This is a genomic window from Leuconostoc citreum, from assembly GCF_007954785.1.
GTDB lineage: Bacteria > Bacillota > Bacilli > Lactobacillales > Lactobacillaceae > Leuconostoc > Leuconostoc citreum.
The window spans coordinates 907,281-919,893 of record NZ_CP042410.1 but is presented as its reverse complement, the minus strand read 5'-3'; the positions used below and the strand labels follow the sequence as shown (position 1 = coordinate 919,893).

Genomic DNA, 12,613 nt, shown 5'->3' with positions numbered 1-12,613 from the left:
ATGAAAAAGAAAAGTGTCATTGATAATGCCAACGAGATTGTCTTACAGAATACGATAGGAGAAGAATTAAGTTTAATTCGTACGGATCCCAGTAATTTGAAGTCTGACAGTTTTCAAGAACTGCTAATTAACAGTGAAATTATTGGTAGTTCAATATATGGATTAAGCAATTTAACCCAAACTTTGAATTTTTCCGCTAATGGATTACAGCTCTTTACAAATACGGTTTCAATGACACAATTAAAGCAATATGCTAATCAAACATTATCTTCAATTGTGAAAGGTGATGGGGGTAAAATAATTAGTCATTCTGGCTTTAAGCAAGTTGGCACATTAACGTCTACTCTGGCTAATCCCCAAGTAGCATTGGCTGTTTTAACGACCGTTATTATCAAGCAACAGTTCAAAAAAATTAATCAAAAGATAGACGATATTGCTTCAAAGTTAAATAGCGTTATTGGTATGATGCACGCAGAAAAATTGGCTGTATTACAAACTATCGATGCACGAATCAAAACAATTACACAGCAAGAAAATATTTCGCCGACTAATTTACAAGAACTAAGCCAATTGGCTAATGAAGCACAAATTATTTTCAGACAATACAATATTTTACTTAACCAATTTGATCAGTCGAAACTTTTAAAAACAAAAGGGCTAAACGATGCGGCCAAAATTGCGTATATGTTAAAAAATATTCGAAATAGTGACTTTATGATGGATTTCAAAATGGCCTATTTTGCGGATTCTTTATCCTGGTTGGTAAGACTTACTATCATTACGTCGTTCGCTAAAAATGGGACTGAACCACAAATTATTGAGGAACGAATTAATACATTCAAGAGAGAATATGAATCGAGTTTTACCAATAATACTAATGATTACATTGTAAAAATAAAAGAACCTATTATTGAGAGAGCACTCAACTTAATTACAAGAACTGACACCGTTGGTGATGTTGGAACCAAAGCGATTGAAGCACTAGGTCACGTTACAAACAAAATTCCTGGGAAAGCAACTAAATTCTTAGAAAACAAAACGCAAGCAATCAAAAACCATTCAGAGACAATAAAAGAGAATGCCACTATTGAACTTGAAGATCAATTTGACAAAATGGTTCAACCTATTTTTGGCGAACGTGTCGATGAAATAGCCTCAAATATTATCGATAAATTGACTACGCCTACAGAGGTTATCTACGCGATAGATGATAAATCGCAAGATATTAGAATGTTTATCGGCAAATCGTCAGCTAAAACAATCTAGTGACATGTGATTAATAATTTAATCCAGTGACTGAATATGGCGTGAAAACATCCGTGAACAATGACGTAGTTACGACTATAAAATAGACAAATAGAAAGATTAGAATGATTCATGGCAGAAGATAAATTTGAAGAAGCCGTTATAGAAAAGTTGAAAAGTGAAGGTTGGGATTACCTGGCAGATTATTCAGGTGTAACTGTTAACCGCCTCTATGATCATTGGCGTGATATATTAAATGATAATAATCGTACAAGGTTAGAAGGCGTACTATTATCTGATAATGAGTTTGAGCAGATAAAATTAGAATTGTTGAAAATCAAAACACCATACGACGCTCAGCTTATGCTTGCTGGGGCTGGTGGCGTGGGAACCATCCCATTAATTCGTGATGATGGCACGCAATTAGAGTTAGAAATTTTTTATGGTGATGAAGTAGCTGGGGGACATTCTCGCTATGAAATTGTGAATCAAATTACCTTTAATGATTTGACGTTCAGTTTGAGTTCCAAACGGCGCGTCGATATTGTTTTATTAATTAATGGCTTACCGGTCGCTCACGTAGAAGAGAAAGATGAATCTCTTCAGAATCAATGGAATGCATTCGAACAACTTCAAAAATATGATAGTGATGGTATGTACACTGGATTATTTTCTTTTGTTCAAGTGCAGTTTGTGTTATCGCAAAATTCAGCGCATTATTTTGCGCGTCCAAAAGATAGTGATGCTTATAATAGAGACTTTGTTTTTGGATGGCGCGATGACAACGGCCAAGATGTCACAAATACGATGGCCTTTATTCACGAAGTAATGGGCATTCCTGCACTGCATCGTTTAGTGACAACAAATATGATTCCCGATGCGGCTAATGATAATTTGATGGTCATGAGATCTTATCAAATTCAAGCCACTCGCCAAATTCTTGATCGTATGCGTGAGATGAATCAAAATGGTTTTGTTGAAAGAGAGGGTGGCTACATCTGGCATACAACAGGCTCTGGAAAAACTGTGACTTCCTTTAAGGTGGCACAATTATTGGCCGCGATGCCCCGTGTTCAAGATGTTTTATTCATCGTTGATAGAGTCGATTTAATTAATCAGACGTATGATAATTTTCGATCATTTGCCTACAAAACCTTTGAAAACCGAATCAAGGTAGTTAATAGTACGGAAATCAAACGTGCCCTAAAACAAAATAAAACTTCAAATATTTATTTGATAACGATTCAAGGTTTAGATCGTGCTGTTAAGTCTGGATTATTGTCAGACCATCGGATGGTTATCTTAATGGATGAAGCTCACCGATCCGCCAGTGGTGACTCTTTAGGCCGTATTAAAAAGGCCTTACCTAAAACAACATGGTTTGGTTTTACAGGAACCCCTAATTTTTATAGCGATGAGGTTAATGAAGTTAAAACGTCAAAAAACATTTCAACGTTTGATATTTTTGGGCCCAGACTTCACCGCTATACCATTAAAGACGCAATTGGCGACGGCAATGTTTTGGGATTTGATGTGACTTATTATGAAACTGATTTTGAACATAATTCGAAGTCAGAATTAACCGAAAAACAGTTGGAACAAAAAGTCTTTGAAAGTTTACCATACCGTCAAGCTGTTTTGAATGACATCAAAAATAACTGGTCAACTAACGCCAGTGGTCCAATTGAGATGGGGGTTAGAAAACCAAATCAGTTTCAAGCGATTCTGGCTGTCTCTGGAAAACAAGCGGTTGCGTCTTACTACAGTTTGTTCAAACAAATGTTTCCCGAACTACGGGTAGCCATGACTTTTTCTCGCGATGAAAATAACGGGGTGGGAACATCGGATCTACAGGCGGTATTAAAACAAGCAATGATAGATTACATGACTCTCTACGGGACACACAATTTTTTGGAAGATAATGACCCGCAGCGATCATACTTGAATGACATTACAAAGCGAATTTCTAGGAAAAAGCCGTATAACCAGAATAAAGATGATGACCGTCTAGATTTGATTATTGTGGCTGATCAGTTGTTAACTGGCTTTGACTCTAAATATGTCAATATCATTTATATGGATAAATTGATGAAAGAAGGGCCATTAATTCAAGCTATGTCTCGGACTAACCGTACGATTAATAAAGCAGCGAAGCCACATGGTAAAGTACGTTTTTACCGTAAGGGCGCGGTTATGGAAGATAATGTCAAAAATGCCTTAGTTATTTACACCAAAGGTGGTAATGATACGATTGCTGATGCAGCAAAGATTCCCGATGAAACCGAACAAAAGGAGCTGTTTGATGACGGCATTCTGGCCCCAAAAATGGCAGATCAAATTCATGACTTGCAACCAAAAATTAACCGATTACAAGTTTTAGCTGGTGAAGACTTTTCACAAATGCCGCGTTCTGAAAAAGACCAAGTGGAATTTGCAGTAACTGCTGCCGATGTTAACTCGAAGGTACAGCAACTAGTTCAACAAGGATACGTAATAGGGAGTCAGGTTGAAGGTGTTGATGGTCCAATTAGTTTGGGTATTAAAAACAACTCGCAATTAAGTGCTCTGCAGGCCCGGATGAATGATGTTAACGAAATCTTGCCCGCAGAAAAACAAATTGATTTAACCAACATCAAAATAGCCATTCAATCCTATGCCAACGAAATCATTGACTACGATAAATTAGTGGATTTGCTAAATGAATATATGGATACAACTATTCCTGAGAATCGTCTAGCTGTCGAGGAACATGTGCAACCACTGGATCAAGATAGCCGTGATGAGATAAGTCAGGTCTTAGATGGCATCGAACAAGGCACTTATAAAGATCATTTTGATACCGAGAAGCTTAAGTCAGTTAGAAAAGTAATTCGTAATACGCAACAGGAGTTAAATATCTACAAGTGGTCAGCTGATCATAATTATAATGGAAATGACATACTCGAGGCCTACAATGCATATTTGCCCGGCGTAGAATTAGTTGATAATACAAAATTAAATCAATTACTGCAAAACATGGAAAACAAATTGAATATTGGTTTCTTTGAGACCGCAGACTTTGAAGAAAATGTGTTAACTTATTTTGCTAAGATTACAAAACATTAAAATAATTTAGAAAAAGGAAATAAAAATGGCATTAACCGCTGATAAAAAAACATTAATTTGGAAAACATTGAACGAAACGCGTGGCAAAATTGAACCAGCTGAATACAAGAACTATATATTTGGTTTGATGTTCTATAAGTTTTTATCTGAAAAAGCTCAAAATTGGCTTATTGGCCAACTGCGTGGTGAAACATGGGCTAATATTTGGAACCAAAATCCGGAAAAAGCGGCAGCGTTCATGCAATCAAAGTTAGGTTACGTCATTCAGCCTGGTGAATTGTTTAGTGACTGGCAGGAGGCTATCAATACTGATCAATTTAATGTTAGTAATGTAGCAGATGCATTGGTACATTTCAATCAAGGCATCCAAAAAGGTGCTAAAGCAACTTTTGATGGTATTTTTGATGATATGGATCTTTCATCAAGTCGATTGGGCAGTAATACTCAAACTCGTACAAAAACGCTCATGGATTGGATTAGTTTAATTGATCAAATAGAACTAGACGAAGATGCGGATGTTTTGGGTGATCTGTATGAATATTTAATTGGAATGTTCGCAGCTAATTCTGGTGCAAAAGCCGGTGAATTCTATACGCCCCATCAAGTCTCAGATATTATGGCCCGTATTTTGACTGCGGGTCGTGAAGACATGCCTGAGTATAGTCTGTATGACCCGGCGATGGGATCAGGATCGTTGCTTTTGACGACTGCCTCCTACATGCACAATGATGGTGTACGTGGAGCCATTAAGTATTACGGTCAAGAAGTGATTACAACCACATATAATTTGGGACGTATTAACTTAATGATGCACGGCGTTGAATATAATGATATTCATATTAACAATGATGATACATTGAGTTCTGATTGGCCAGATGGTGTTCAAAGTGGTGTTGATAGTCCTCGCATGTTTGATGCTGTGATGGCGAACCCGCCATATTCACTAAACTGGGATAATACAAATAGAGAGGATGATCAACGTTTCAAAGCTGGCGTTGCACCTAAATCAAAAGCTGATTTCGCATTTTTGCAACATGGATTGTATCATTTGAAACAAGATGGACGTATGGCAATTGTTTTGCCCCATGGTGTTCTTTTCCGTGGTGCAGCCGAGGGCAGTATTCGTCAGCAATTACTGGAGAATCGTAACATATCTGCAGTGATTGGGTTACCAGAAAAAATATTCACAAACACTGGTATTCCAACGATTATCATGATTTTAGAAAAAAATAGAAAAAACGATGATGTCATGTTTATTGATGCATCTAAAGGATTTGAAAAACAAAAAAACAACAACATGCTTCGTCAGCAAGATATTGACTTAATTATTGACACTTATCTGAAGCATGAGGACGTCGATAAATACGCTCATGTGGCAACTTTTGATGAAATCAAGGAAAATGACTTTAATTTAAACATTCCACGTTACGTAAACACGTTTGAAGAAGAAGAGGCAATTGATTTAAACAAAGTTGATGCGTCACTTACTGCAATTGATAAGGAGATAGACGAAAGCAAACAGAAATTTAACGAATTATATCAACAGCTAGTTTCCACTGAAGAATAATTATCGTCTCAAGAAGTTTTATTTTTTCAATATGAAGTGTACAGACTAAACACTTCATGTAGAAAGGATAAAAAATGTATAATTTGTCAACATATTTTGAATCTTGGGTTTTAAACCACAAAGCGGGTTTTGTACGTGACAAAACACTGGCTAAATATAAAACCACCGGATCATGGCTTAAAAAATTAGAAACAGAAATACCTATTTCTAAATTATCAAAAAGCAATTATCAAGAAATCATTAGACTATATAGTCAAGTTCATAGTCATAAAACAGTCATGGATTTTCATCGGCAAATTCGTGCAAGTATTTTGGATGCCTATGATGATGGCATTATTAACAAGGATTTTACACGAAAAGTATTTTTAGGGGGACAAGCAGTTAAATCCAAGAATATATTTTTGGAAGAAACTGAAGCCAAGAATTTGATGCAATCGTTTGAACTAGAGAAAAAAGGTGAACTAACTTGGGAACATTTTTTAGCTTTATTACTCACGACAGGCCTCAGATTTTCAGAAGCACTCGCACTGACCAAGGATGATTTTGATTTCCAAAATCTAGTTATACATGTCACCAAGTCATATAATTATCAGCAAAAAGGCTTTGTTAATCAAAGGTTTCAGCCTACGAAGAATGAATCATCTATCAGAACGATTGCTTTAGACTTAAAAACTGCATGGATACTACGACCTATTGTTGAAAACATCAATCATACAATGCCGATATTCCCGAGTCTAGAACGAAAAGGACATCCTGTGATTTATAATTCTACTATTAATAACCGGTTAAAAAAATATTGTCAATTGGCAAAAGTACCAATCATTACGCTCCATGGACTGAGGCATACGCATGCTTCTGTTTTGATAGCCAATGGTATTAGTGTTCAGGTTGTTGCCAAACGACTAGGTCATGCAAATAGTATTACTACTCAGAACACTTACATTCATTTATTAAAAAGCACTGAACAAAAGGCAAACGAAAAAATTACCAGTATTTTAATTAATTGGTAGAAATAGGAGTGAGGGAATGCAAACAAAAAAAAGAAAATCACCTTCTCTGCGATTTAGAGGTTATACGGATGATTGGGAAGAGCGTAAGTTAACTGATATAGTATCGAGACTAAGTAAAACATCACACAACAGTGAATTGCCTAAGGTTGAATTTGAAGATATTGTCGCTGGAGAAGGTCGCCTTAATAAAGATGTATCTCATAAATTTGATGATAGAAAAGGTATTTTATTTGAATCACAAAATATTTTATATGGGAAATTGCGTCCTTATTTGAAAAACTGGCTATTGGCTGATTTTAAGGGAATAGCACTAGGCGATTTTTGGGTATTTCAATCAATAAATTCTGATCCTAAATTTGTTTATAGTTTAATTCAATCTAATCATTATCAAAAGGTTGCTAACGATACGTCGGGGACAAAAATGCCTAGATCGGATTGGAAAAAAGTTTCATCAACTGTCTTTACAATTCCAAATTATGAAGAACAAAAGCAAATCGGTGCGTTTTTTAAACAGTTAGATAATACTATCGCTCTTCATCAACGTAAGTTAGATTTGCTCAAGGAACAGAAAAAAGGCTTCTTGCAAAAAATGTTCCCCAAAAATGGCGCAAGAGTTCCTGAATTGCGATTTGAGAATTTCACTGACGATTGGGAAGAGCGTAAGTTGGGGGAATTAGCCCTAGTTTTAACAGGCTTTCCATTTAAAAACGAAGATTTCGTTGACAATGGAAAATATTTAGTTATTACCAACGGAAATATTCAAAATGAATCTTCTACCGTAGATGTATCATTAGGTAATAGAGTAGATGATCTATCTGATGAGATTAAAGAACGATATTATTTAAACAAAAATGACATTTTAGTCACAATGGATGGAACCGTTGGAAGGACTGCTAAAGTGGTAGATGATAATCTGATTTTAGCTCAACGAGTTGCCCGACTAGTAGCCAATAAAAATACTGAATTTGTATATCAGTGGTTAAATCAGGGTTCTTTTTTTAATGAAATGACAAAAGTGTCCCATGGTGGGACTATTAAACATATCTCTTTAAATGAAATATCCAATTATAGCGCTACGGTTCCTAGTAATAATATTGAGCAACAAAAAATAGGTTCATTCTTCAAACAATTAGATGATACTATCGCTCTTCATCAACGTAAGTTAGATTTGCTCAAGGAACAGAAAAAAGGTTTCCTGCAAAAAATGTTTATATAAAAATTCACCTATACCAATTTAAATTAACATAATACATGCTATCCAAAGTGACGCTATGACAGGCTTTCCAAAGCCTGTTTTTTGTTTGTGAAAAAAGATAATTCACAAACTTAGTTCTACCTTATCTTTGTTGTTCACAAAGTCACCATTTATCTAAATTTCACAAGTCAACCCATTTTAGACCAATTCATATTTTGCGTTATGCTATACTGTTAAAAGCAAACAAGTTAAGAGGGGGCTATCCTGAATGGAGGTGGTGCTTATGGTGTTAAAACTGTAAACCCAGATTCTGGGAAAGGAGAGGCCTTGTGTCCGTATCGGATGCATTACAACTAATGATTAGCTTTGGGATGTTTATCCTATCGTTGATTACGTTAGTTGTTGTGTTAATCAAAAACAGCACAAAAAAATGACCATCTTTAACTTTGGCGAGTTAATGGTCATTAATTAGTGATTATTCTTAGCCACCGTCGAAACGGGTTTGCTAGGAGTCGTAGTTCGTGCTACGGCTCTTTTTCTATGTCTTTATTATAGCACAGAATTTATTTTTGGAAAATTATTGACAATTGACTAAATAAAAGAACTGACTAATTTCCTAGTCAGTTCTTTTATTGGCGGGATTAGAAATAAATTGTCAAAGTGCTAGATGGCCATTGTAACTTTAATCATAAATGGCTTCACTACGCTGAGTAGTTAAGCCAAGATAGTACCACGTGCGTACGCAATGAATGTTTGACTAAAAGCATAATAACCAGCTAAGAGACATTGCTCAGAAGTCAATAAGTTGGAACTTTGCATTTTGATTTATCCAACAGATATATTGAACAACTAAACCATATTTCGGCAAATTTATAATGTTTTTCATTTATTGAACGAGGAACAGATAAGACATGAAGTTCATTCAAAGGCTACAAAGTAATAATCACTCATAGATTGATAGACTAATGCTTTTGAGTCACTAGTGCGTTTAAAACATGGCCTAAGTAACTGAAGATAAGTGGTCTATTTTTTATATTTTGATTATTTAGCCTAGCACTATCTTTCACATTCAAGTGAACTAACAGCTGACATCAAGGATTTTTTTACACACTAATATATAAGTATTGAATCTGATTAAATAGAGAAATGCTTGCAAATAATGATATTAACACTTATAATAATAATACATATTAAAAAGAGGTGTAGATTATGAAGTTCAGTTTTGAGACAGAAACATTAGTTGATATTGATAAAATCTGGAATATGTATTCAGATGTCAATAACTGGTTTAAATGGGAATCGGATCTAGAAGATATTTCTTTATCCGGTCAATTTGTGCAAGGTACAAAGGGCACTATGAAATTAAAAGGGCAACCTGAAATGTCATTTGAATTAGTTAAGGTAGAAAAGAATTCTGAATTCACTGATTTAACTGTTATTCCTCATGTTGGTGAAATTTCTTTTATCCACCAACTCATCTCAAAAGATGACAAAATTGTGGTTAAGCATTCTGTAGAGTTTGTTCCGGATAATCGTCTTGAGACCTTTGAAGATAGCCGATTTGTTGGAAAAATATTTAAAGACGTACCAAATTCAGTATTTGGATTAGTAAAGGCAGCTAATGAATTATAATTTCCCTTCCGAATTTGATCAACAATCAGATAAATCAATAGGTTATTCTTTCATCAGAGTTTATAATCTTTGGCATAAAAGAATAAAGAAAGCGCTTAGTGAGGTTGGTTTGACACACCCTCAGTTTATCGTTTTGACTAGCTTATCCTTTCTAATTAATAACCAAGAAAAAGTGAATCAAGTAGATATAGCAAACGCTACTAATATAGATGTTATGACCATTTCCACTATTGTAAAGAATCTTGAAAAAAAGGGCTTTGTGACAAGGAATATTTCGCATACTGATACAAGAGCAAAATTGATTACTTTAACAGATAATGGACATTTTTTAGTCGAAAAATCTGTTCCAATTGTTGAAAATATTGATAAAGAATTTTTTGGTAGTTTAAATGATCAAACGTCAACTTTTAATAATTTACTTTTGGATTTAATTAAAGGAAGTTTATTACAGTGATTGTAGACAATTGTATTAAGTTAGGCATTAAGCGATATACCTATATATGGCTAATGGCGCGTTGATTACTCTAGTTGTTTGTGTTGATAAAAACAGCACAAAAAATAACCGTTATCTTTCCCAAGATAATGGTTATTTTTTCTAATGATAATATGATTACTTTCGAAAGTGTTTTGCTATGATTTGTAGTTCGCGCTATGGCTTTTTGATTTTATATTACAGTATTCGTTGTAAAAAAATATTGACGCTATATTAAATAAAAAAGCTGACCTGGGAGTTAGTCAGCTCTTTAATGGGAGAGAATGGAAATAAATTGTGGAAGAGAGATAGTCATGTCTAACTGACTATAACTACATTATAAAGCTACAAAGTTAACTGAAAATAAAAAAGAATTACTTCTTGCTAAAGGGAACGTTTGTTCGTATAATAAAAGAAGAGTCTATTAGTTATTTGAGGTTATAACAATGATTGCAAATAAAGAACCATTAGCCATATCCGAGTACAATTATCTGAGTGAAACAAGACGCGTGTTCATGCTGATTGATTCCAAAAGTTTCTACGCTAGTGTTGAAAGCGTGAAACGCGGACTTAATCCATTAAAGTCTTTCTTGGTGGTGATGTCTGAACAAGCAAATACTAATGGTGGGCTAGTCTTAGCAGCATCACCAACGGCCAAAAAGCAGCTAGGAATCACTAATGTCATGCGACAAAGAGACTTACCTCAAGACCAACGACTCGTCATTACCCATCCAAGAATGAATCTATATATTCAAGAAAATTTAAAAATAAACCAGATTTATCGCGAGTACACCACTGAAGATAAGGTATTACCTTACTCGATTGATGAATCTATTCTTGATTTAACGGAGACCTGGGGATTTTTTGGTTCAACACCAGAACAAGTTGCACGTCAGATTCAAGAACGGGTCAGAAAGGAAACCGGTATTTATTTAACGATTGGCATCGGCGATTCGCCTGTCTTGGCCAAAATTGCGCTTGATATAGAAGCTAAGCATGACAAGCAACTCATGGGTGTATGGCATTATGATGACGTGCCCAATAAATTATGGCCAATAACCAAGTTGAATGATATTTGGAGCATTGGCAATCGAACAGCAGTGAAACTAGACAAAATGGGCATTCATTCGGTTTATGATATAGCTCATCAAGATCCTTATTTTTTCCGAGCTAAACTTGGTATTGTTGGTGAACAACTGTATGCTTTGTCTTGGGGCATAGATCGTACTGAATTGACAGATGTCATTGTCCCCAAAAGCAAATCTTATAGTAATTCGCAAGTTTTACCAAGGGACTATCATAAGCGTGATGAGATTGAAGTGGTAATCAGAGAAATGGCTGATCAGGTAGCTTCCAGAATCCGCTCACACAAAAAACAAACCTCATTAGTTAGCCTCTTCATTGGTTATTCATTTGCTGAAGCTGAAAAGCAGCATTCGCATGGTTTCAGGAAGCAATTACGGATACAGCCAACTAATGACACTCGAAATTTGATGCAGATCATGATCACATTATTTGAAAAATATTGGCAAGGCGAAGTCATTCGCAACATTGGTATCGACTATGGTGGATTAGTTGATGATGTTGGGGTGCAGCTTGATTTGTTTAGTCAGCCGGAAAAACAAATTAACAGTAATAAAATTGATAAAGTAGTTGATGAACTACGAAAACGATTCGGCACAACTGCTATCATGCGTGCAATGTCGAAAACAGAAGGGGCAACAGCCATTAATCGTGCCACTTTAGTCGGTGGACACAATGGCGGAAACAGTTATGACTAGAAAGGGAAATATTATGAAACAAGCAGTTTTTTTGATATTAGATGATTATGCAGATTGGGAAGGTGCTCACTTATCAAGCATGCTTAATCAAGCTGAAGAGTGGAAAGTAAAGACGGCTTCGATCAACAAGGAAGTACCTTCAATCGGCGGTTTTAGAACAGTTGTTGATATAACGATAGATGAAATCCCAGAAAATATTGACCTCTTGATTTTAATTGGAGGGAACTCTTGGGCTATAGAGAATGAAGAATTATATCATTTATTAGAAAAACGTCTTTTGAATGGTCAACCTGTTGGGGCAATTTGTGGAGCAGTTGATTATTTAGCAAAAAAAGGACTTTTGAATAACTTTAAACATACTGGAAATTCTGTTTATCTTTGGAAAGAGTATACCGACTATAACAATCAACAACATTTCTTAGAAAAACAATCAGTTCGAGATCAGAATCTAGTAACTGCTAATGGCACAGCATCACTAGATTTCGCATTCGAGGTTTTACAAATGATTAATTTCAAAGACACAGCATCTATTGAAAAAGAAATTGCTTTACAGAAACTAGGATTTTATGAGTATTCTAAAAAATACGGTAATCCTTTTACATAAAC

10 protein-coding genes are annotated in these 12,613 nt (G+C 35.2%); all 10 read left to right on the top strand.

Features of this window, described 5'->3' with window-relative positions:
* The 10 genes from FGL72_RS04590 (at position 1) to FGL72_RS04545 (ending at position 12,611) form a co-directional block, all read left to right on the top strand.
* Positions 1–1,266: a hypothetical protein gene (locus tag FGL72_RS04590; RefSeq protein ID WP_146992801.1), complete on the top strand. Its 1,266-nt coding sequence runs from the start codon at positions 1–3 to the stop codon at positions 1,264–1,266.
* 111 nt (positions 1,267–1,377) lie between these two features.
* Positions 1,378–4,350: a type I restriction endonuclease subunit R gene (locus tag FGL72_RS04585; RefSeq protein WP_146992799.1), complete on the top strand. Its 2,973-nt coding sequence runs from the start codon at positions 1,378–1,380 to the stop codon at positions 4,348–4,350.
* A gap of 25 nt (positions 4,351–4,375) precedes the next feature.
* On the top strand, positions 4,376–5,917 hold the full coding sequence (locus FGL72_RS04580; RefSeq protein WP_146992797.1) for a type I restriction-modification system subunit M: 1,542 nt from the start codon (positions 4,376–4,378) through the stop codon (positions 5,915–5,917).
* A 74-nt stretch (positions 5,918–5,991) separates the two neighbouring features.
* The gene (locus FGL72_RS04575; RefSeq protein ID WP_146992795.1) at positions 5,992–6,927 is read left to right on the top strand and encodes a site-specific integrase; all 936 of its coding nucleotides are present in this window, start codon (positions 5,992–5,994) and stop codon (positions 6,925–6,927) included.
* 16 nt (positions 6,928–6,943) lie between these two features.
* Complete coding sequence (locus FGL72_RS04570) at positions 6,944–8,143, top strand: restriction endonuclease subunit S (RefSeq protein WP_146992793.1); 1,200 nt, start codon at positions 6,944–6,946, stop codon at positions 8,141–8,143.
* 335 nt (positions 8,144–8,478) lie between these two features.
* Complete coding sequence (locus FGL72_RS09730; protein ID WP_420870280.1) at positions 8,479–8,556, top strand: putative holin-like toxin; 78 nt, start codon at positions 8,479–8,481, stop codon at positions 8,554–8,556.
* A gap of 775 nt (positions 8,557–9,331) precedes the next feature.
* A complete protein-coding gene (locus FGL72_RS04560; RefSeq protein WP_139988048.1) occupies positions 9,332–9,754 on the top strand; it encodes an SRPBCC family protein in 423 nt (140 codons plus the stop codon).
* Positions 9,744–10,208, top strand: a complete 465-nt coding sequence (locus FGL72_RS04555; RefSeq protein WP_139988049.1) for a MarR family winged helix-turn-helix transcriptional regulator — start codon at positions 9,744–9,746, stop codon at positions 10,206–10,208. The genes FGL72_RS04560 and FGL72_RS04555 overlap by 11 nt, the downstream gene beginning before the upstream one ends.
* A gap of 464 nt (positions 10,209–10,672) precedes the next feature.
* Positions 10,673–12,007: a Y-family DNA polymerase gene (locus FGL72_RS04550; protein WP_139988050.1), complete on the top strand. Its 1,335-nt coding sequence runs from the start codon at positions 10,673–10,675 to the stop codon at positions 12,005–12,007.
* Positions 12,008–12,020: 13 nt separating this feature from the next.
* Complete coding sequence (locus tag FGL72_RS04545; RefSeq protein ID WP_180896889.1) at positions 12,021–12,611, top strand: type 1 glutamine amidotransferase family protein; 591 nt, start codon at positions 12,021–12,023, stop codon at positions 12,609–12,611.
* Positions 12,612–12,613: the final 2 nt, after the last annotated feature.

Bases quoted from the DNA above. Each gene is read 5' to 3' on its own strand.
- FGL72_RS04550 (WP_139988050.1), top strand. From the start codon at position 10,673: ATGATTGCAAATAAAGAACCATTAGCCATATCCGAGTACAATTATCTG.
- FGL72_RS04555 (WP_139988049.1), top strand. From the start codon at position 9,744: ATGAATTATAATTTCCCTTCCGAATTTGATCAACAATCAGATAAATCA.
- FGL72_RS04585 (WP_146992799.1), top strand. From the start codon at position 1,378: ATGGCAGAAGATAAATTTGAAGAAGCCGTTATAGAAAAGTTGAAAAGT.
- FGL72_RS04560 (WP_139988048.1), top strand. From the start codon at position 9,332: ATGAAGTTCAGTTTTGAGACAGAAACATTAGTTGATATTGATAAAATC.
- FGL72_RS04590 (WP_146992801.1), top strand. From the start codon at position 1: ATGAAAAAGAAAAGTGTCATTGATAATGCCAACGAGATTGTCTTACAG.
- FGL72_RS09730 (WP_420870280.1), top strand. From the start codon at position 8,479: ATGATTAGCTTTGGGATGTTTATCCTATCGTTGATTACGTTAGTTGTT.
- FGL72_RS04575 (WP_146992795.1), top strand. From the start codon at position 5,992: ATGTATAATTTGTCAACATATTTTGAATCTTGGGTTTTAAACCACAAA.
- FGL72_RS04570 (WP_146992793.1), top strand. From the start codon at position 6,944: ATGCAAACAAAAAAAAGAAAATCACCTTCTCTGCGATTTAGAGGTTAT.
- FGL72_RS04545 (WP_180896889.1), top strand. From the start codon at position 12,021: ATGAAACAAGCAGTTTTTTTGATATTAGATGATTATGCAGATTGGGAA.
- FGL72_RS04580 (WP_146992797.1), top strand. From the start codon at position 4,376: ATGGCATTAACCGCTGATAAAAAAACATTAATTTGGAAAACATTGAAC.